The sequence below is a fragment of the Perlucidibaca sp. genome (assembly GCF_057084925.1).
This window is the reverse complement of record NZ_JBXMRC010000003.1, coordinates 60,526-80,960: the sequence shown is the minus strand read 5'-3', so window position 1 is coordinate 80,960 and position 20,435 is coordinate 60,526. Positions and strand designations below refer to the sequence as shown.

Here is a 20,435-nt window from a genome sequence, read left to right as displayed (position 1 = left end):
CTTGGATACGACTAGGCGCGCAGCATAACCGAGCCATCAGTGCTTTCTAAACTGGCTCGGTGTGATTCCCGTCCAGCGCTTGAAGGCGCGGACAAAATTCGCTTGATCTTGATAGCCCAATTTCGCTGAAATATCACCGATGGTCATGGACTCATGACGCAGCAAACTCGTGGCTGCATTACGCCGCATGTCATCGAGCAATTGCTTGAAACTCAAGCCTTCCAGCCGCAAACGCCGGTGCAGGGTGCGCGCCGTCATGCTCAAGCTGGCTGCCACCTGCTCCTGAGCGTTGGCATCAGCAAGATGCTGCTGCATCAGTCGGCGCAGACGCGTCAGAAAATCCGCCCGGGCTTCGGCGCGCTGCAGCTCTTCCGCACAGCGGGCTGCCGCCAGCGCCGCTAGCTGGGGATCAGAGCGCGGTAACGGGCGAGCCAGTAACGCCAGCGGGAACTGAATGCGAGTCACAGCACAATCAAACTGAACACGCTCTTGCACCAGCATGCGCAGCAACACATGTTGCGGTGCTTCGGGGAAGCTGAACTGCATGCTCACGCCGTCGTGCGTGAAATCTGGGAACAGCTCGCTGGCAATGGCATGAAAGGAACCCAGCATGGCTTCGATCACGTGCGGGAACCACGAACCGAGCAGGCCATGATCGGTAATCTCGAGTGTCACGCTATCGCCGGCAGGGAGAAAACTGATTTGCATGAGCTGCGTGCGAGTCAGGGCATAGCGATTCACCAGTAGCAAGGCCTCGGCTAGATTCGGGCTAGCTTGCACGGCATAGCCGAGAAAGCCGTGACTGCCAATCGTCAGCATCGCGCCGAGCTCCAGCGACAAGGTCGGTGAAGTGTCCAGACGGTGCAAGTTCTCCATCGTGCGCAGAAAAGCAGGTAACGACACCAAGTAATCCGGGTGATTACGCAGATCATCGGCGTGCAAGCCCGTATCCGCCAGCAAGCTCTGCCCTGGAACACCGCGCTGAGCCATGAAATCCAGCATGTATTGCAAATAGCGCGCGACCAGAACGCCCTCTGATGCCTGCAGTGCAACCGTCATATTTAGTCCGCTAATGACAAAAACCTGTCTGAGGATAGCCTTCCGCTGGTACGATCAACAAGTCACATTCTTCACTGTCACATTATTTAACGACATTGAAGGAGTGAATTCATGGCCAAGCAGAAGGTTTCCGCCCAAGCATCCGCCGTGGTCACCGGTGCCGGCAGCGGTATCGGTCGTGCGTTTGCGCTGGAACTGGCCGCACGCGGGGGTCGCGTTATCTGCGCCGACATCAATCTGGCGACGGCGCAGGAGACAGCGGACCTGATCGTGGCCAAGGGCGGCCAGGCCCATGCCCTGCGCTGCGATGTCAGCCAGCTGGCCGAGGTGGAGGCACTGGCCGATCAGGCTGAGGCCTGGCTGCGCGGCCCGGTGGATCTGGTCATCAACAACGCCGGTGTCGGTGCCGGCGGCCAGCTCGTGGGTGATATGCCCATGGCCGACTGGCAGTGGGCGCTGGGCATCAATCTCTGGGGCGTGGTTCACGGCTGCCATGTCTTTGCGCCACGCCTGCGGACTCTCGGCCGCGGCGGCATCATCAATGTCTGTTCCACGGCCAGCTTCGCCGCCGCGCCGCGCATGGCCGCCTATAACGTCAGCAAAGCCGCCGCCCTGGCGCTGTCGGAAACCTTGTCTGCGGAGATGGCCGGCACCGGTATCGCCGTCACCGCGCTGTGCCCGACCTTCGTGAAAACCAATATCGCGCGCGATGGCCGCATCAGCGAAGGCTCGTCGCGCCTGGCCGAAAAAATCATGGATCTGGTCGGCTTTGCGCCCGAGCGCGTGGCCAGGACCACGCTCGATGCCCTCGACAAAAACCAGCTCTATGTCTTGCCGCAATTCGACGCGCGCATGATCTGGCGCAGCAAACGTCTGGCCCCGGCGCTCTATGCCCGCGGCGCAGGCCTCATCAACCGTTATGCCGGCAGCAGCCTCTAATTTCTCAGGAGCAACATCATGGCAACGATCAATCTGGAAAACATGCTGGTCAAGATCAAGGGCAGCCAGTGGGCCCTTGCCGACATCGACTGGGACGCCCCCGGTGCCGAGCTGATCACCGAGGAACAATGGCCGAAGCTGAAAGCCTTCATGGCCGACCTGATGTGGATCGAGCACGTCGGCGCGCGCGGCTTTGCCGCCATGGCGAAGAAGGCACCGAACGATACGCTGAAGGAAATCTACACTTACTTTCATGCCGAAGAGCAGCGTCACGCCAACGCCGAAATGGCGCTGATGAAGCGTTGGGGTATGCTCGATGGCGATGAGATTCCGGAGCCGAACATCAACCTGCGCTTGGTCATCGAATGGCTGGATCGCTACAGCGACGACATGCCGCTGGAGGCGCTGGGTTCGGTCATCCCCATGCTGGAAATCGCTCTCGATGGCGCACTCTGCAAGTTCCTGCTCGACACCGTGGCCGACCCGGTCTGCCACCAGGCCTTCGCGCACATCAACGATGACGAGTCACGCCACCTTGGCGTCGGCTTCCACGTGCTGGAAATGCAGGGCCACGGCAAGGTCTACCAGAACACGCTGAAGATGGTCGCGACCATGGCAGATCCGCGCCTGATCCTGGGCATCCTGTCCTATGTGCCGCTGCTCAACCGCATGCGCGACAACATCGTCAATCTCGGGCTGAAAGAAGAGAGCCTGTACGCTGCCATGAACAAGTTCCGCAAAATAGGCGGCCGTACTGAACAGGGCCGTCGCAACCCCTGGTACCAGGTCATCAGTCGTCACGGCGGCTGGGTCACCAACCGTCAGAACCGCCTCTACCATATCCCGGTGGATGCCCTGGTGCGGGCGACTGACTTCATCCCGAAACGCGTGATGCCGCCGATTCCGACCTGGGTCAAAGAACTGACCTGGAAACCGGCCGCCTGACACCTGTCTTAAACGAGTACTGAATCATGAACGCAGAAGTGAACATTCCGGCGGCACGCCCGCGCAAAGCCAAAAAGGCCCCGACCGCGATCAGCGAGGTGCTGATCATCGGCGCCGGCTTCGGTGGCCTGGGCACGGCCATCCGCCTGCGCCAGCAGGGCATCAGCGATATCGTCATCCTTGAACGTGCCGACGAAGTCGGCGGCACCTGGCGTGACAACAGCTACCCCGGCGCCGCCTGCGATATTCCGTCTAACCTGTATTCGTACTCGTTTGCGCCAAATCCGGACTGGTCACGGGCCTATTCGGGCTCCGGCGAAATTCTCGACTATGCTCGTCACCTGGCCGACAGCAACGATCTGCGCCCGCTGATCCGGTTTGGTCGCACGGTCACAGAGGCCGCCTTCAATGAAAGCGACGGCTACTGGCAGGTCACCACCCAGGACGGTGAGCAGTTTCTCGGCCGCTCGCTGGTCATGGCCTCGGGTGGCCTAGCCAACCCCAGCCTGCCGAAAATTCCCGGTATCGACACCTTTGAAGGCAAGCGCATCCACAGCGCCCGCTGGGACCACGACTATGACCTCAAGGGCAAGCGCATCGCGGTGATCGGGACCGGTGCCAGCGCTATTCAGATCATTCCCGAGCTGGTCAAGGTCGCCGAAAAGGTCACTGTATTCCAACGCACGCCAGGCTGGGTCATGCCACGCATGGACTATCGCTCGCCGGCATGGAGCAAGGCCCTGTTCCGCGCCGTGCCGGCCACTCAGAGCCTGCTGCGCAAAGCCCTGTACTGGGGTCACGAGTCGATGGCCTTCAGTTTCATCTGGAGCACGCCGATGACGCGGGTGGTCGAGCGCATCAGCGCCGCCTTCCTCAAGCATCAGGTCAGCGATCCCTGGCTGCGTCGTCAGCTCACGCCGGACTTCCGCATCGGCTGCAAGCGCGTGCTGATGTCCAGCGAGTACTACCCGGCGTTGCAGAAACCGAATTGCAAGCTGATCACCTGGCCGATTGCGACCATTTCGCCGAAGGGGATTCGCACCGCCGAAGGCATCGAGCATCAGGTGGACTGCATCGTGTTCGCGACCGGCTTTGACATCTGCAAGGCGGGTACGCCATTCACCATCCGCGGCACTCAAGGGCGGGTGCTGGCCGATGAATGGGCACGCGGCGCACAGGCCTACAAAAGCGTGAACGTCTCCGGCTACCCCAATTTGTCGTTCATTCTGGGCCCGAACTCCGGGCCGGGCCACAACTCGGCGCTGGTCTACATGGAGTCGCAGATCGGCTACATCGTGGAAACCATCAAGACGCTGCGCGACCAGAAGTTGCGTCTGCTGGATGTGAAGCCGGACGTGCAGGCGACGTACAACCGCGCCATCCAGAAGCGCCTGGCACGCACCAACTGGAACTCCGGCTGCAAGAGCTGGTACCTCACCGAAGATGGCTACAACGCCACCATGTATCCTGGCTTTGCGACGCAGTACGCCGCGCAGATGGGTTCGTTCAATGCACAGCATTACCGCACCGAGGTGGCCTGATGAGCACGGTTAGCCTGCCCTATGTGTGCTGTGAGCTGGACCCGGTCATTCCGGCCCGCACGCGCGAAATTCACCAGAAACTGAAAGCCGGCATACGCGAATCCCAGGCAGAGCCGGCGGCGGAAACCCTGGGACTGGCCATCAACACGCTGGTCGATGCCTTTCTCACCCAGCTGCTACGCGAGTTAGCCGCCGCGCATCCGGAACACGCGCTGTATCAGGATGCGCTCAAGGTTGTCGAAGACATCCAGGGCAAGGTGCAGCACTACCTCGGCTGGCTCACGCGCTTTTTGTCGAATGAGCGCATGACGGTGGTCGCTGCCAAGTACCTGACGATGATCCAACCGCTGGTGGCCACCCAGCCACAGCGCGAGTTTCTCGCCGTCAGCATTGAGCCCTTGCTGGCCGCACATGCCCGCCAGACCATTGCCGCTCTGCGTTCCGGCGAGTCAGTGGATGTCCGCGCCGGCATCGAAGTGCTGATCAGCATCGTCGATGCCGTGCTCGTCGATTTCGTTAACGAGCCCAAGCGGCTGATGCGCTTCAACCTGATTGTCGACAAGACGCTGGATGGCGCCATCTACATGATCAAAGGGCTGGCTTTCCGGCAATTACGCGCCTTAGGCGAGCGATTGCCAGTTGCTCATTTGCCGGTTTTTCTCGATCATCTTGAGCACTTTTTTCACGATCAATCGCCCGTCCAATAAAACAACAAGAGCATCCAACATGAATTGCACCCTGCTGAAAGCCCTTCTGGCGAGCACGGCCCTCCTGACGGGATTGGCGCATGCCCTTCCCGCACCGAACAGCGAACAGCTGGCAGCCCTGAAAACGATGGAGGGCAAAAAGGTACGCATCTGCATTTTTGACCCCATCGGTGCTAATGGCCCTGCTGTTGGCTATGCCAAGGACTACATGCTGGAGGCCAAAAAATGGGGCGTGAACGCCGACATCAAGGCCTATACCGATGAGCGCGTGGCTGCGGAAGACTTGAAAGCCGGCCAATGCGACGCAGCAGCGATCACTACCTTGCGTGCCAAACAGTTCAATAAGTTTGTGGGCAGTCTCGATGCCGTCGGCGGCATTCCCGATAACGCGCACATGGACATGGTGCTGAAAACCCTCTCCTCGCCGCGCATGGCCCCCCTCATGCGCAGTGGCCATTTCGAGGTGGTCGGTAACATTCCGCTCGGTGCGGCGTTTGTTATGGTTAATGACCGCGCCATCAACTCCATCGAAAAGGCCGCCGGTAAGAAAGTGGCGGTCATGGAGTGGGACAAGTCTCAGGCCAAGATGGTTCAGCGCATGGGTGCGCAGCCGGTGGCCTCGGACGTGATCAACTTCGTCGGCAAGTTCAACAACGGTCAGGTCGACATCATTGCTGCACCAGCACTCGCGTTCAAGCCACTGGAAATCTACCGAGGACTGGGTGAAAAAGGCGCTATCTACCGCTTTCCGCTGGTCATGCTGAGTGCGGCACTCATTATTCGCCACGACCGCTTTCCACCGGATGTAGGCCAGAAGCTGCGCGAGTTTGTGTATACCCAAATCGGCAAAGCCTACGCCTTTGTGGAGAAAGAAGAGAAAGGCATTCCGGAAAAATATTGGTTAGATATTCCGGCCCACGAGAAAGTGAAATATGTGGAAATGATGCGCCAGGCGCGCATTCAGATGACCGCCGAAGGCGACTACGACCCGCGAATGATGAGTTTGCTGAAGCGGGTGCGCTGCTCGAAGAGCCCGGGTGCGGCGGAGTGTTCGTTGAAGGATGAGTGAGGGTGGAGCCAGCGCTAACGAAGCACGACCTCTAAGCGCTTGGTCATCGGGTCTTTTACTTTATGAGCTCACCTAAATCTTTCCCGTGCTTTGCCGAACTATCAGTCCGTCAAAAATGCCGATAACCTGCAAGCCCAGCATTTCGATAGGGCTCTGATTTCCAAATCAAATCCAGCCCCGCCGACGTACCAACCACCCCAATCTGCGTCAGCGGCAATCCCAGTGCATGCGCCAATGCATCCACTTGCTCTTGCCGCTCAACCGGCACCGTAAACAGCAGCTCATAGTCATCACCCGCCGCCAACGCCCAATCCAGCACCTGCTGCTGAAATGCGTCCCCCTCACCCGCCAGATATTGCATGGCAGGCGACAGCGGCAGCTGTTCCAGGGTTAGCGTCGCACCCAGCGGCTGCATACCACCCGAGGCCTTGAGCAAATGCCCGAGGTCTTGCAGCAGGCCATCTGATACATCCATGGCAGCCGTGGCCATGCCGCGCAGGGCCAGCCCCAGCGCCAGTCGGGGCGTGGGTCTATGCAATCGCGCAAGGGCATGGGCTTGATGTAAGGGCGGCAAATGCACGTCATGCAGACGGTCTTGTGTGAGCGCCAAACCTAAGCCGCCATCACCCAAGGTGCCACTGACATAAATGAGATCACCGGGCTGCGCACCATCGCGGCGCAAGGCTTGTGCGGGCGGCACACTGCCCAGCGCAGTGACGGTGATGCTGAGTGGGCCGCGCGTGGTGTCGCCACCAATCAGCGGCACGCCGTGAGCATCCGCTAGGGTAAAGAAGCCTTCGGCAAATGCCGCCATCCAAGCCTCATCGGCCGCTGGCAATGTAAGCGCCAGAGTAACGCCGACGGGTGTGGCACCCATGGCAGCAAGGTCGGAGAGATTGACGGCCAGTGCTTTCCAACCAATATCGAACGGTAAGGCATCGGCGGGAAAATGGCGGCCAGCGACCAGTGTATCCGTGGTCACGGCCAGTGATTCGCCGGGCGGCAAATCAAGCAACGCCGCATCATCACCAATACCGAGGCGCACGCTAGCGGGCAACGGTCGGTCGGCGCGGGTGAAATAGCGCCGGATCAGGCCAAACTCATCCAGCGCCATTTCAGACTCCCGGCAGCGATACCGTGTGAGGTGAGCTTAGTCGCGCTCGTGTGGCCGCAACGTGACGGCCAGCTGATCCAGCACACCATTGATGTACTTATGCGATTCCGAGGCGCCGAAGGTCTTGGCCAACTCAATACCTTCATTAATCACCACGCGATACGGCACATCGAGTCGGTGCTTGAGCTCGTAGGTGCCAATGCGCAGCGTCGCCAGCTCGACCGGGTCCAGCGTCTCGAAGGCGCGATCGAGAAACGGCTCGAACAGTGCATCCAGCGTCTCAGTCAGCGTCGGGATACGCGACAGCAACTCGTGGAAGTAGTCGAGATCAACCTTGTGCATGGCATTTTCGACGCGATAACGCGCCTCGATCTCATACGACGGGTTGCCCGACAGCTGCCACTCGTATAGCCCCTGCAAGGCAAATCGGCGCGCTTTGCGACGCGCCGAGGGGTTCAAACCATTAGCTTGGGTCACGACTCAGCCTACTGCCTTCATCACGGAAATCATTTCAATGGCGACCATGGCCGCATCGGCGCCTTTGTTACCGGCCTTGGTGCCGGAACGCTCAATGGCCTGCTCAATGCTGTCTACGGTGAGTACGCCAAAGCTGATGGGCAGACCGGAATCCAGCGAGACCACGCCCAGGCCCTTGGCACATTCGCCTGCAACAAAATCGAAGTGCGGCGTGCCGCCACGAATCACCGCACCGAGCGCAATGATGGCGTCGTAGTTACCGGTAGCGACCAGCTTCTTGGCGATCAGCGGCAGTTCCCAAGCACCGGGCACACGGATGATGGTGATGTTGCTGTCGCTCACACCGTGACGCTTCAGGGCATCGAGCGCACCCGACAGCAGCGATTCCACAACGAAGCTATTGAAGCGACCAACGGCAATGGCGTAGCGGGCATCGGCGTTGCTGAAGTTACCTTCCAGGGTCTTAATGTGGCTCATGGATGAATCCTCTAAACAGTTAAAAGTAAGTTATTCCGTGGTGACGTATTCGACGATCTCGAGGCCAAAGCCAGAGAGCGCATTAAATTTGAGCGGGGAGCTAAGCAAACGCATTTGCGTCACGCCCAGATCACGCAAGATCTGCGAGCCCACGCCAATGGTGCGATACATCCCTGCGCTCTCAGCCGCACGGGCATTGGGCGCAAAAAAGTCTTCAATGTGCTCGACCATGTTCTGCGCTTTGTAGTCCTGACCGAGCAGCACCAGCACGCCGGCTTCGGCACTGCTAATGGCCTGCAAGCTCTTCTGCAAGTTCCAGCCTAAGCGACCCTTATAACGGGCATGCAGCAAATCTCGCAGCGGATTTAGCGCATGCACACGCACAGTCGGCACCACACCCGCCGCCAATTCGCCCTTCACTAAGGCAACGTGTACACCGTTGTTACCGGCCTCGCGGTAGACGTGCAGTTGCAGGTCACCAAACTCAGTTGGCAGGGTCTTGCGCGATTCGCAGTTCACAGTCTTTTCATTGACCACACGGTAATGAATCAGGTCCGCGATGGTGCCAATCTTGAGGCCGTGCAGCTCGGCGAACTTTTCCAGATCGGGGCGGCGCGCCATGGTGCCGTCGTCGTTCATGATTTCGCAAATCACACCAGCAGGTTCCAAACCCGCCAAACGCGGCAGGTCGCAGGCCGCTTCGGTGTGACCGGCGCGGTGCAGCACACCACCGGGCTCTGCCATGAGCGGGAAAATGTGGCCGGGCTGCACGATATCGCTGGCCTTGGCTTCGCGCATAGCGGCCACTTGCACGGTACGCGCACGGTCAGCGGCAGAGATGCCGGTAGTCACACCGGTTGCGGCTTCAATCGACACCGTGAACTTGGTGCCATAACCGGAGTTATTGGCCTGCACCATCAGCGGCAGGTCGAGCTGCTGACAGCGCTCGCGTGTCATCGGCATGCAAATCAAGCCACGCGCATGACGAGCCATAAAATTAATGTCTTCGGCTCGGCAATGCTCGGCGGCCATGACAATATCGCCTTCATTTTCGCGATCTTCGTCATCCATCAACACCACCATTTTGCCGGCGCGGATGTCTTCGATCAGTTCCTCAACGCTATTCAATTTCATGCCAATCAGTACTCTACAAGGTGCATCAAGGTGAAATCAGCGGGCCACGGGGCGCGCTGGACTCAAGGTATTTAAACAAGACTGACGAATCAGGCGAACTTCTTGGCCCAAGCTATTACGCGGCAGACGACGATCTGGCGCTTCCCAATCGCTGTCCTCTAAGGTCAGCACATCGGTCAGCCCAAACGTGGTTTGGCCGCCATAAGCGAAGGCATCTCGCACACACGCACACAAGGCTTGACGCTGACCTGCCGCGACGGTGGCGTCACTCAGGCACGCTTGCATAAAACGCACTTCACGCTCACGCGCAAAGTCTTTCGCCGCCCAAGTGGAGCCACTCACACCCATACACAGGAGTAGCGCAAGCACAGATCCAAAAGGCTTAGCCATGACCATAGCCATTCTCTGCGAGAAACGACAAGGTAATGCCGCCAGCGGATGCCGCTTGCGACTGAGCCGCACGATCACCCAGCAGCAATCGCTCCAAGTAGCGGGCGAGAATATCGACTTCTAGATTCAGGCGCACGCCCGGCGCCCAATCAGCAATATTGGTTTCGCTCACGGTGTGCGGCACGATGTTGAGATCAAAAATCGCGCCATCAATGGCATTCACGGTCAGGCTGATGCCATCGGTGGTGATCGAGCCCTTCTCGGCAATGTATTTCGCCAGTTCATCTGGCGCTTTGACACGATAGCGAATTGAACGGGCATCGGGCTGCATGGAGATGACCTCACCAATGCCATCCACATGGCCGCTGACCAGATGGCCACCTAAGCGCGTGGTGGGTGTGAGGGCTTTTTCTAAGTTCACGCGCTGACCCACGCGAAAGCTGGCCAGCGTGGAACGGCGCACCGTCTCACCGGACACATCCGCGACGTAGTAATCACTGCCTTGCTCAACCACGGTCAAGCAGACGCCGTTGGTGGCAATCGAATCGCCGAGTTTGACATCGCGCAGATCGAGTTTGCCGGTGGCAACGGTCAGGCGCAGGTCGCCGCCGCGTGGCTCAAGGCGACGCACCGTACCAATGGCTTCAATAATGCCGGTGAACATGCCCTACTCCCCTAACTTAACAAGATGAGCCGTCGCGGTAGCGATGGGTATCAAGGTCATGCGCATATCATCGCCAATTTGACGACAGTCTTGTAGTTGCCAGCGCTGTTGTTGCGCCATTTGTGCGAGCGACCAGTCTACTAAGGGTCGCGCTGATGCACCCAGCAGCGTCGGGGCTTGATAAAGCAGCCACTCATCCACAAGCCCAGCCTGCAAGAAGGCGGCATTGAGTGTAGCGCCCGCCTCCAGTAAAACGTCATTGCACTGGCGCTGCGCCAATTCACGCATCACCGCGCGTGGGCAAAGACGACCCTGATTATTCGTCGCCACGGCTTTCACCTCGGCACCGGCGCGCTGCAATAACTGCAAGCGTTGCCCGCCCGTACTCAAGCTGTCCGCGCGCGTAAGCACTAAGGTCGCACCCGGCTCTTTCAGCATCTTGGCCTGCGGTGATAGCCGCAATTGCGAGTCCAGCACCACGCGCAAGGGCTGACGCTCCGTATCCGGTAACCTCACGCTTAAGCGCGAGTCATCGGCCAGCACCGACGCTATACCCGTGATGATGGCACTGCTGCGGGCGCGCCAACATTGGACATCGGCTCGCGCTGCGTCACCCGTAATCCATTGTGACTCGCCCGACGCCATGGCCGTGCGGCCGTCAAGACTGCTGGCCGTTTTCATGCGCAACCAGGGCAGTCCACCCGAAATACGGCGCAAGAATCCAGCATTGAGCGTGCGTGCCGGCGCTTCCATGAGCCCAACGTCTACGGCAATACCGGCTGCCCGCAAACGCTGCGCGCCTTGACCTGCCACCAGCGGGTTACTGTCAGCAACAGCGATCACTACACGAGACAGACCCGCCGCGATTAATGCATCCGCGCAGGGCGGCGTACGACCGGTATGCGCGCAAGGCTCTAGCGTCACATAGGCCGTTGCACCGTTCGCCTGCTCACCGGCCTCGCGCAAGGCAAAAACTTCAGCATGTGGCTCACCCGCACGCTCATGCCATCCACGCCCGATCACCTCGCCATCACGCACGATGACGCACCCCACACGCGGGTTCGGCGCCGTAGTGTAAAGACCGCGCTCGGCGAGACGCAGGGCCTCAGCCATGGCCGAGTAATCCTGTGCAGAATAATCTTGCGCAGAGAATGTCATCAGTTGGGCTCGATGCCGTTAGCCGTATTCAGGCTATCAATTTCGGCACGGAAGGCATCAATGTCTTTGAAGTCGCGATAGACCGAGGCAAAGCGCACATACGCCACAGAGTCGAGCTGCTTCAGCTCTGCCATCACCAGCTCACCAATGAGGCGTGACTTCACTTCGCGCTCGCCGGTGGCACGCAATTTATGCAGGATATGATTCAGCGCAGCATCCACCCGATCAATGCTGACATTACGCTTTTGCAGCGCATGCAACATGCCGTGACGAAGCTTGCTTTCATCAAACGGTTGGCGACGGCCATCGGACTTGATGACGCGAGGAATCACGAGTTCAGCGGTCTCGAACGTGGTGAAACGCTCGCTACAGGAGGTGCACTCACGGCGACGACGAATCTGATCACCCTCGGCGACGAGTCGTGAGTCGATGACTTTCGTGTCTTCCGCTTTGCAGAAAGGACAATGCATAAAAAGAACCACCCTGTGTTTCGTCAACAACAGTGAATATGACGCAGCCAACCACCAAAGCAAGCCCCGACGAGCGGAGCGACGTCCTGAGTAGGGCTACCCCGTCTAAAAGCACATGGAGCTAACACTTTTAGACGGGGTAGCCCCACTCAGGGCAGGCTCAGATCAGGCGGCGTAGACGGGGTACTTAGCGCAAATCGCTTTGACCTTAGCGGCCACAGCCGCTTCAACTGCCGCATCACCCGCTGGGTTGCCCTTCAGGCCTTCAATCACGTCTGCAATCCAACCGGCCAGTTCACCACACTCCGCTTCGCTGAAGCCACGCGTGGTGACCGCTGGCGTACCAATACGAATACCGGAGGTCACGAAGGGTGAGCGCGGGTCATTCGGTACGGCATTTTTGTTCACGGTGATGCCGACACGGCCGAGCGCAGCATCGGCATCTTTGCCGGTGATGTCTTGCTTGATCAGTGAGAGCAGGAAGAGATGGTTTTCTGTGCCGCCGGAAACCACATCAAAGCCACGCGCCATAAAGACCTTGGCCATGGTTTGAGCATTCTTCACGACCTGCTTCTGATAGGTCACGAAATCAGGCGACATGGCTTCTTTGAAGCACACGGCTTTCGCAGCGATCGCGTGCATCAACGGGCCGCCCTGGTTGCCGGGGAATACGGCAGAGTTCAGCTTCTTTTCAATTTCTTCGTTGGCGCGCGCTAGGATCAGACCCGAACGTGGACCGCGCAGCGTCTTGTGCGTGGTGGTGGTCACGACATCCGCAAACGGCACGGGGTTCGGGTAAACACCGGCAGCAACCAGACCCGCCACGTGCGCCATGTCCACAAACAGGTACGCACCGACTTTATCTGCAATGGCGCGGAAGCGCGGGAAATCCAACACCTGCGAATACGCGGAGAAGCCGGCGATGATCATTTTCGGCTTGTGCTCAACGGCTAAACGCTCGACTTCGTCGTAATCAATCAGGCCAGTGGCGGTGTCGAGGCCGTACTGCACAGCGTTGTAGTTCTTGCCGGAGAAGTTGACCTTGGCACCGTGGGTCAGGTGACCACCGTGGGCCAGCGACATGCCGAGCACGGTATCGCCGGCGCTGAGCAGCGCCAGGAATACGGCGCTATTGGCCTGCGAACCGGCATGCGGCTGCACATTGGCGTAATCGGCACCGAACAACTGCTTGGCGCGATCAATTGCCAGCTGCTCAATCACATCGACGTATTCGCAGCCACCGTAGTAACGCTTGCCCGGATACCCTTCGGCGTACTTGTTAGTCAGCTTCGAGCCCTGTGCTTCCATGACGGCTGGTGAGCAATAGTTTTCCGACGCAATCAGCTCAATGTGCGCTTCTTGGCGCGCGTCTTCTTGGCTGATGGCTTTAGCCAATTCCGGATCGAAAGTAGCAAGGGTCTGGTCTGGGCTGAACATGGGCAACTCCGTCAGAAAGGACTGGTCAGGGCGGATTGATCAAAGAGGCGGCAGATTCTACCGGAAAGTCCCATAAATAACAGGTGAACTGATTAGACAGAGAACATGAAAGCCGCTCACCTTGCTGCAAATCTCCCTATTGAATGTAACATCGCTCAATGTAATCATCCGGGCAACTGAACGCCATTAAGTTTCATCGAGGGTTTACGGAATGCCTACTCATCAATTCATCAACAGCAGCGATGGTCTGAAACTCCACGTTGCTACCCTAGGCGACGCCAGCAACACGCCCATTGTGCTGGTGCACGGTTACCCCGATAACCACCAAGTCTGGCTACCGGTAGCGGAGCTGCTGGCTTATCAGTTTTTTGTGATTGCCTATGATGTGCGCGGCGCTGGACAAAGCGAGTCTGGCCGCCGAGTCAGCGATTACTCGCTGGACCAGCTTTCAAAAGATCTGATGAGTGTGGTCGATGCCGTCATTCCCGGACGCCGCTTCCACCTCGCGGGTCACGACTGGGGCTCCATTCAGAGCTGGGAGTCCGTCACAACGGAGAGGCTGCGCGACCGCATCGCCAGCTACACCACTATTTCCGGCCCATCGCTGGATCACGCCGCACACTGGATGCGTACACGTCTATCACCCACCAGCAGCCTGCCGCTCAATGAACGACTAAAAGCCGTGAAACAATTCGGCAGCTCCTGGTATGTGGTCATGTTCCAGTTGCCGGTACTGGCACCCACGCTCTGGCAAGCCGGACTGGGCAAGCTCTGGCCGAAATACCTCAAGCATCGCGAAGGTGTGACCGAAAGCATGCCGAACCAGACCCAGGTCGAAGATGGCAAAGAAGGCGTACAGCTCTATCGCGCCAACTTCCTGCCCAAGCTGGCCAATCCGGAGCCGCGTTATGCCAGCTGCCCGGTACAGCTCATCGTGCCGCGCTTCGACAACTACGCCAGCCACAACCTCTACAGCGACCTGTCGCAGTGGGTGCCGGAACTGTATCGCCGTGATATCGATGCCACGCACTGGGTCGTGCTCAGTCATCACGAACTGATCGCTCAGTGGATCACCGAGTTTATCTCCGCTTGTGAGCTCGACCAGCAAGACAGTTTGTTTGCTCACTTGCGCGCCAACGCCAGCGAAGCCGCCTAACCTTTTTGTCTAATCGAGAGACCGTCATGACTCGTGAAGCCACTGCTCGTAAAGCCACCGCACTGCCGACCCGCCGCGTGCAATTCAACCTCGACAGCACACCGCTGCACTGGCTGCCGGGCGACAATTTCTCCAGCCACATGATCAACGGTATTCACTTGCTGCTACCCGCCGGCGAGCTGTGGTTCTGCCGCGTTTATAACAAGGCACTGCCGTTAGTCACCGACCCGATACTGCGCGAAGAAATGCAAGGTTTCATCCGCCAAGAAGGCATGCATGCCCGCGTTCACAAGGAAGCGCAGAAGTACCTGACGCGCCACGGCATCGAGACTGACCAGTTCCTTGGTCGCGTCGATGGCCTATTTGGCAAGGTACTGGGCGACAAACCCCTAGGACTTTCCGGGCTCAGCGGCCCCCGCATCGATAAGCAGTGGCTGATTATGCGCGTCGGCATTATTGCTGCCATCGAGCATTTCACTGGTGTGCTGGGGCAATGGGCCATGGACAACAAAAGCTGGGATGCTGGCGACCCCATCATGGCGGATGTCTTCCGCTGGCATCTGGCCGAAGAGGTTGAGCATCGCACCGTAGCCTTTGATGTGTACGAGCACCTGTGCAAGAACGAGCCCGCCTTCTATCTGACCCGTCAGGCCTTAATGGCGGTGATTTTCCCGTTGTTTATTCACTTCTTGCTCGAAGGCTATCGCAACATGGCGCGTCAGGATGCCAGCGACCCGGCCGGCCAGCGCTTGGCGCGCAAACCGTTCTGGACGCTGCTGCGCGAAGTCGAGCGCGTCGGTAAGCTGACTCACAACATCCCTCAGTTCAGCTTCCTCGTGTCGGCTACTAAGCGCTGGATCTCACCCTCGTTCCATCCGATTCACGAGGGCAATACCGAGCAGGCACTCGGCTATCTGGCGCGCTCGCCGGCGGCGCAGGCCGCGGCACTGGCCGCAGCTCAATAAATTAGCTGCGGCGGCTCAGCACCGCGTAACCCAAGCAGGCCGACAGTATGGATGCCATCAGTACCGCCAAGCGGTCTACCAGCTCCACACTGCTGCCGGAATGCTGGAACGCCAGGGAGCTAATAAACAGACTCATGGTGAAGCCGATGCCGCACAGCACGGCTGCGCCATAGAGCTGACGATAGGATGTGTTTTCGGGCAGCGTCGCCCAGCCGAGTCGAATACAAAGCCAAGAGAAGGCAAAAATACCCAGCTGCTTGCCCAGCACCAACCCCAGAAAAATACCTTGGAAAACACTGTTGCTGAACACTTCCGCGCCTACGCCCTGCAAACTCACACCGGCATTGGCAAAAGCAAAGACGGGCACAATAAAAAACGCGACCCAAGGCTGTAACGCATGCTCAAGACTTTCTGCTGGCGAATGACCGTCGGCGTCGTGGCGCACCGGCATCGCCAAGGCAATGACGACACCGGCCAGCGTGGCATGCACGCCCGACTTCAGCACGCTGACCCAAAGCACTACGCCCACCACCATGTAGATGGCAATGCGGCGCACACCCAACACATTCAATAGCACCAGTAACGACGTGGCGGCAGCAGCCACACTCAGCGACAGCACCGAGAGCTGGCTGGTATAGAACAACGCGATGATGATCACTGCACCGAGATCGTCCATCACCGCAAGCGCCAGCACGAAGGCCTTCAGGGCCGGCGGTACGCGTGAGCCGAGCAAGGCCAGTACGCCCAGTGCAAATGCAATGTCTGTTGCGGAGGGAATCGCCCAGCCCTGCAATAACACGGGGTCATGCCAGTTCAGTGAGGCGTAAATTAAAGCGGGAACCACCATGCCGCCAATGGCTGCAAAGCCGGGCAAGGCCAGCTTTCGCAGACTGCTCAAGTGGCCATGCACGACCTCGCGCTTAATCTCGAGGCCGACCAGGAGAAAGAACATGGCCATGAGGCCGTCATTGATCCAAAGCAGCAGCGACTTATCGATGTCTAAAGCGCCCACACGTACCTGTACCGGAATCGACAACAGCTCCTGATAGAGCCCAACCCCAGCGCTATTCGCCAATATGAGCGCCACTGCGGTGGCCGTTAGCAGTAGCAGCCCAGACTGAACCTCGCCTGTGAGTTGATTCCAACGCGTCATTCGCTCTTTCCCCTGACAACTGTGTTTAGCCGTACATCATTCGCCGGCTTCGGTATAATCGCGACCTTTCCTAGCTGCAACAAAGGTCTGTTTCATGGCTCAGTATATCTACACGATGAATCGTGTATCGAAATTGGTTCCGCCTAAGCGCGAAATTCTCAAAGATATTTCGCTGTCGTTTTTCCCCGGCGCCAAAATCGGCGTGCTCGGTCTGAACGGCTCGGGTAAGTCTACCTTGCTGAAAATCATGGCCGGCGTGGACAAAGATTTTAGTGGTGAAGCACGCGCCGCGGCTGGTACAAAAATCGGCTACCTCGAACAGGAACCGCATTTGGATCCCTCGAAAAATGTGCGCGGCAATGTGGAAGATGGCGTGCGTGAATGCCTCGACGCCATGGCGCGTCTCGATGAAGTCTTCGGCGAATACGCCATGGAAGATGCCGACTTTGACAAGCTCGCCGCCGAGCAGGAAAAGCTGGAATCCATCATTCAGGCCTGGGATGGTCACAACCTCGACAACCAGCTCGAACAGGCCGCTGATGCCTTGCGCCTGCCGGCCTGGGATGCCGATGTGAGCACGCTGTCCGGGGGGGAACGCCGTCGCGTCGCGCTCTGCCGCCTGCTGCTGTCCAAGCCCGACATGCTGCTGCTCGACGAACCCACCAACCATCTCGATGCCGAGTCGGTAGGCTGGCTGGAACAGTTCCTGAAGAATTTCCCCGGAACCATCGTGGCCATCACCCACGATCGCTACTTCCTCGAAAACGTGGCCGAGTGGATCCTCGAACTCGACCGCGGCCGCGGCATCCCCTACCAGGGCAACTACACCGGCTGGTTGGAGCAGAAGAGCGCGCGTCTGGAGATGGAAGAACGCCAGGAAGAGGCTCACACCAAGGCGCTCAAGCGCGAACTGGAATGGGTGCGTAGCAACCCCAAGGCGCGTCAGGCCAAGTCCAAGTCGCGTATGCAGGCGTTTGAGGAGCTGTCCAGCAAAGAGTTCCAGAAGCGCGCCGAGACGCAGGAAATCTACATTCCGCCCGGCGAGCGCATGGGCGATCAGGTCATCGAGGTCAAGGGCATTGCCAAGTCCTTCGGCGACCGTCTGCTCTATGAAAACCTGAGCTTCACCGTGCCCAAAGCCGCCATCGTCGGCATCGTCGGCCCCAACGGCGCGGGCAAGACCACGCTGTTCCGCATGATCACCGGCGAGCAGAAGCCGGATGCCGGCGAGGTCATCGTCGGCCAGAGCATCAAGGTCGCCTACATCGGTCAGATCCGCGACTCGCTGGATGACAGCAAGACCGTTTGGGAGGAAGTCTCCGGCGGCCTCGACATCATGAAAGTCGGCGACTACGAGATCCCGTCGCGCGCCTACATCGGCCGCTTCAACTTCAAGGGCCAGGACCAGCAGAAGCGCGTCGGCGAACTCTCCGGCGGTGAGCGCAACCGTCTCCAGCTCGCCAAGATTCTGCAAGCGGGTGCGAACTGCCTGCTGCTCGACGAACCCTCCAACGACCTCGACGTAGAAACCCTGCGCGCGGTGGAAGAAGCGCTGCTGACCTTCCCTGGCGTGTCCATGGTGGTCTCCCACGATCGCTGGTTCTTGGACCGTATCGCTACGCACATCCTCGCTTTTGAGGGTGATGAAGTTGAGTGGTACGACGGCAACTACACCGAGTACGAAGAGTATCGCCGCAAGAAGCTGGGCAACGAAGCACGGCCTAAGCGCGTTAAGTACAAAAAGATGAGTTAATCGCTAGCGCGCGGTTCAGGTCAACTGAATCGCGCGCGAACCGTTACACTGCCTCACACTTTCTGAGGCACGCTCCATGAATACTCCCACCACTCGTCCTAACCTTTTGATCATGAGCGCCGCCATTGCGGTCATCCTTTTGTCCGGCGTCGGTGTGGCTAAAATGATGAATTGGCTGCCCTCTAGCACATCCGTAGATGTTGCTGCCGCTGGTGATGCAAATAAAGCAAGCGAAGCTGCATCGAAGAGCGCTGAAAGCGCAAAAACATCCGAACCAGTAACCGTCAGCGCACAGAAAGAGACTTGCGCTTCCTGTGGCGTCGTCACTGAAATCACCCCAATTACCCAAGCTGCAGCGCCCTCTGGCTTAGGCGCGGTCGCGGGTGCTGTTGTGGGCGGCGTTCTCGGCCATCAGGTCGGCGGCGGTTCCGGCAAAAAAGTTGCTACAGCAGCCGGTGTCGTGGGCGGTGCCTATGCAGGCAATGCCATTGAAAGCAAATCCCGCACCACCACGAGCTATCGCGTTCGTGTGCGTTTCGAAGATGGCCGTCGTGATAGCTTCAGCTACGCGCAGGCGCCCAATCTCAGTGTTGGCAACGCCGTTCGTGTTCGTAATGGCGAGCTGGTTGCGCGCTAAGCCACACAGCGGCGTTTCACGCATAAAAAAACCGCCGATGATCTGGCGGTTTTTTATGCACGATGATTACGTCAATAGAATGCTTAACGATCCGGCAGCGTGATGTTCAGCTCCAGCACCGAGCAGGTGCCTTGGCTATCCAGCTCAACTTGCACTTGGTCCTCACGAATCGGCACATACTTGCGAATAACATCGAGAATGTCGCGATGTAACTGCGGCAGATAGTCGGGCTGACTGCGCTGGCCACGCTCATGCGCAACAATAATCTGCAGTCGTTCTTTGGCCATGGAAGCTGTGGTTGGCTTCTTTTGGGCGCGGAAAAAATCCATGAAGCTCATCGCTTAGCCTCCAAACAGTCGCTGAAGAATGCCCTTCTTCTGGACATCCAAAAAGCGGTGCGGCACATCAGCACCGAGTAAACGCTCTACCGCATCACTATAAGCCTGACCCGCATCCGACTCGGCATCGAAAATAACCGGCACGCCCTGGTTAGATGCCTTGAGAACGGCTTGTGATTCGGGAATCACGCCCAACAACTTAATTGACAAAATTTCTTCGACGTCCGCCACCGACAACATTTCACCGCTTTCCACGCGAATCGGGTTGTAGCGAGTTAACAGCAGGAACTCTTTAATGGGGTCGCGATTTTCTTCCGCCCGCTTGGACTTGCTCGACAGCAGGCCGAGCATGCGATCGGAGTCACGTACCGACGACACTTCGGGGTTGGTCACCACAATGGCTTCATCGGCGAAGTACATCGCCATGTGTGCGCCTTTCTCGATGCCCGCTGGCGAATCACAGATGACGAAATCAAACTGCGCGGCTAACTCGTCCATGACGCGTGCCACACCTTCTTCCGACAGCGCATCTTTGTCCCGTGTCTGGCTGGCTGCCAAGACAAAGAGGTTGTCTAGGCGCTTGTCTTTAATCAGGGCTTGATTCAGTGATGCATCGCCTTGAATAACGTTAATGAAGTCATACACCACGCGGCGCTCACACCCCATGATGAGGTCGAGGTTACGCAGACCCACGTCAAAATCGACCACGACCGTACGATGGCCGCGCATGGCTAAGCCCGTTCCGATGGCTGCGCTGGTGGTGGTTTTACCGACACCACCCTTGCCCGATGTCACCACAATAATCTTTGCCAAAATGTCATCCTCTTTGCGGTCAGTGTTTGCACTAACACG

At 58.5% G+C, this 20,435-nt stretch carries 22 protein-coding genes; 9 read left to right on the top strand and 13 right to left on the bottom strand.

Translation table 11 applies throughout. From position 1 onward, the window contains the following. Positions 1-36: 36 nt before the first annotated feature. Positions 37-1,059, bottom strand: a complete 1,023-nt coding sequence (locus AC14IB_RS00945) for a helix-turn-helix transcriptional regulator (RefSeq protein ID WP_484230131.1) — start codon at positions 1,057-1,059, stop codon at positions 37-39. Positions 1,060-1,170: 111 nt separating this feature from the next. Between AC14IB_RS00945 and AC14IB_RS00940 the strand changes: the two genes are divergently transcribed. Genes AC14IB_RS00940 through AC14IB_RS00920 form a run of 5 tightly spaced genes read left to right on the top strand, consistent with a single transcriptional unit; the run spans position 1,171 to position 6,260 of the window. Further along, positions 1,171-1,998, top strand: a complete 828-nt coding sequence (locus AC14IB_RS00940) for an SDR family NAD(P)-dependent oxidoreductase (RefSeq protein ID WP_484230130.1) — start codon at positions 1,171-1,173, stop codon at positions 1,996-1,998. 18 nt (positions 1,999-2,016) lie between these two features. Next, positions 2,017-2,943, top strand: coding sequence for a ferritin-like domain-containing protein (locus AC14IB_RS00935; RefSeq protein WP_484230129.1), 927 nt, complete (start codon positions 2,017-2,019; stop codon positions 2,941-2,943). A gap of 26 nt (positions 2,944-2,969) precedes the next feature. Continuing rightward, positions 2,970-4,484 carry a flavin-containing monooxygenase gene (locus tag AC14IB_RS00930; protein WP_484230128.1) on the top strand — a complete coding sequence of 505 codons (1,515 nt, stop codon included), beginning with the start codon at positions 2,970-2,972 and terminating at the stop codon, positions 4,482-4,484. Further along, positions 4,484-5,191, top strand: a complete 708-nt coding sequence (locus tag AC14IB_RS00925; RefSeq protein WP_484230127.1) for a hypothetical protein — start codon at positions 4,484-4,486, stop codon at positions 5,189-5,191. Before AC14IB_RS00930 ends, AC14IB_RS00925 begins: the two co-directional genes overlap by 1 nt. A gap of 19 nt (positions 5,192-5,210) precedes the next feature. Next, positions 5,211-6,260 (top strand): putative solute-binding protein, encoded by a 1,050-nt coding sequence (locus AC14IB_RS00920; protein WP_484230126.1) that lies wholly within the window; start codon positions 5,211-5,213, stop codon positions 6,258-6,260. 109 nt (positions 6,261-6,369) lie between these two features. Here AC14IB_RS00920 and thiL read toward each other — a convergent pair whose 3' ends face one another. The 9 genes from thiL to glyA all read right to left on the bottom strand — a co-directional run bounded on the left by thiL (position 6,370) and on the right by glyA (position 13,581). Beyond that, positions 6,370-7,368, bottom strand: a complete 999-nt coding sequence (gene thiL, locus AC14IB_RS00915; protein ID WP_484230212.1) for a thiamine-phosphate kinase — start codon at positions 7,366-7,368, stop codon at positions 6,370-6,372. A 42-nt stretch (positions 7,369-7,410) separates the two neighbouring features. Beyond that, the gene (gene nusB, locus AC14IB_RS00910; RefSeq protein WP_484230125.1) at positions 7,411-7,851 is read right to left on the bottom strand and encodes a transcription antitermination factor NusB; all 441 of its coding nucleotides are present in this window, start codon (positions 7,849-7,851) and stop codon (positions 7,411-7,413) included. Between the two features lie 3 nt (positions 7,852-7,854). Further along, positions 7,855-8,328, bottom strand: a complete 474-nt coding sequence (gene ribH / locus AC14IB_RS00905; RefSeq protein ID WP_068857506.1) for a 6,7-dimethyl-8-ribityllumazine synthase — start codon at positions 8,326-8,328, stop codon at positions 7,855-7,857. 30 nt (positions 8,329-8,358) lie between these two features. Beyond that, on the bottom strand, positions 8,359-9,462 hold the full coding sequence (ribBA, locus tag AC14IB_RS00900; protein WP_068857507.1) for a bifunctional 3,4-dihydroxy-2-butanone-4-phosphate synthase/GTP cyclohydrolase II: 1,104 nt from the start codon (positions 9,460-9,462) through the stop codon (positions 8,359-8,361). 36 nt (positions 9,463-9,498) lie between these two features. Next, positions 9,499-9,852 (bottom strand): hypothetical protein, encoded by a 354-nt coding sequence (locus AC14IB_RS00895; RefSeq protein ID WP_484230124.1) that lies wholly within the window; start codon positions 9,850-9,852, stop codon positions 9,499-9,501. Further along, a complete protein-coding gene (locus AC14IB_RS00890) occupies positions 9,845-10,516 on the bottom strand; it encodes a riboflavin synthase (RefSeq protein ID WP_484230123.1) in 672 nt (223 codons plus the stop codon). Before AC14IB_RS00890 ends, AC14IB_RS00895 begins: the two co-directional genes overlap by 8 nt. Before the next feature lie 3 nt (positions 10,517-10,519). After that, complete coding sequence (ribD, locus tag AC14IB_RS00885) at positions 10,520-11,674, bottom strand: bifunctional diaminohydroxyphosphoribosylaminopyrimidine deaminase/5-amino-6-(5-phosphoribosylamino)uracil reductase RibD (protein ID WP_484230122.1); 1,155 nt, start codon at positions 11,672-11,674, stop codon at positions 10,520-10,522. Continuing rightward, entirely contained in the window at positions 11,674-12,144 is a 471-nt protein-coding gene (nrdR, locus tag AC14IB_RS00880; protein WP_484230121.1) for a transcriptional regulator NrdR, read from the bottom strand. The genes ribD and nrdR overlap by 1 nt, the downstream gene beginning before the upstream one ends. A 165-nt stretch (positions 12,145-12,309) precedes the next feature. After that, on the bottom strand, positions 12,310-13,581 hold the full coding sequence (gene glyA, locus AC14IB_RS00875) for a serine hydroxymethyltransferase (protein WP_484230120.1): 1,272 nt from the start codon (positions 13,579-13,581) through the stop codon (positions 12,310-12,312). 211 nt (positions 13,582-13,792) lie between these two features. On the opposite strand from glyA, the gene AC14IB_RS00870 reads away from it, so the two are divergent. Further along, positions 13,793-14,737, top strand: a complete 945-nt coding sequence (locus AC14IB_RS00870) for an alpha/beta fold hydrolase (RefSeq protein ID WP_484230119.1) — start codon at positions 13,793-13,795, stop codon at positions 14,735-14,737. Positions 14,738-14,763: 26 nt separating this feature from the next. Continuing rightward, positions 14,764-15,702: a metal-dependent hydrolase gene (locus AC14IB_RS00865; protein WP_484230118.1), complete on the top strand. Its 939-nt coding sequence runs from the start codon at positions 14,764-14,766 to the stop codon at positions 15,700-15,702. Position 15,703: 1 nt separating this feature from the next. Here AC14IB_RS00865 and nhaA read toward each other — a convergent pair whose 3' ends face one another. Continuing rightward, the gene (gene nhaA / locus AC14IB_RS00860; RefSeq protein ID WP_484230117.1) at positions 15,704-16,855 is read right to left on the bottom strand and encodes a Na+/H+ antiporter NhaA; all 1,152 of its coding nucleotides are present in this window, start codon (positions 16,853-16,855) and stop codon (positions 15,704-15,706) included. 94 nt (positions 16,856-16,949) lie between these two features. Between nhaA and ettA the strand changes: the two genes are divergently transcribed. Together ettA and AC14IB_RS00850 are read left to right on the top strand one after the other, a co-directional pair. Then, complete coding sequence (ettA, locus tag AC14IB_RS00855; protein ID WP_484230116.1) at positions 16,950-18,608, top strand: energy-dependent translational throttle protein EttA; 1,659 nt, start codon at positions 16,950-16,952, stop codon at positions 18,606-18,608. A gap of 76 nt (positions 18,609-18,684) precedes the next feature. Beyond that, on the top strand, positions 18,685-19,245 hold the full coding sequence (locus AC14IB_RS00850; protein WP_484230115.1) for an outer membrane lipoprotein: 561 nt from the start codon (positions 18,685-18,687) through the stop codon (positions 19,243-19,245). A gap of 83 nt (positions 19,246-19,328) precedes the next feature. On the opposite strand, the gene minE is transcribed toward AC14IB_RS00850, so the two are convergent. Together minE and minD are read right to left on the bottom strand one after the other, a co-directional pair. Beyond that, positions 19,329-19,583, bottom strand: a complete 255-nt coding sequence (gene minE / locus AC14IB_RS00845) for a cell division topological specificity factor MinE (protein ID WP_068857517.1) — start codon at positions 19,581-19,583, stop codon at positions 19,329-19,331. 3 nt (positions 19,584-19,586) lie between these two features. After that, positions 19,587-20,396 carry a septum site-determining protein MinD gene (minD, locus tag AC14IB_RS00840; protein ID WP_484230114.1) on the bottom strand — a complete coding sequence of 270 codons (810 nt, stop codon included), beginning with the start codon at positions 20,394-20,396 and terminating at the stop codon, positions 19,587-19,589. Positions 20,397-20,435: the final 39 nt, after the last annotated feature.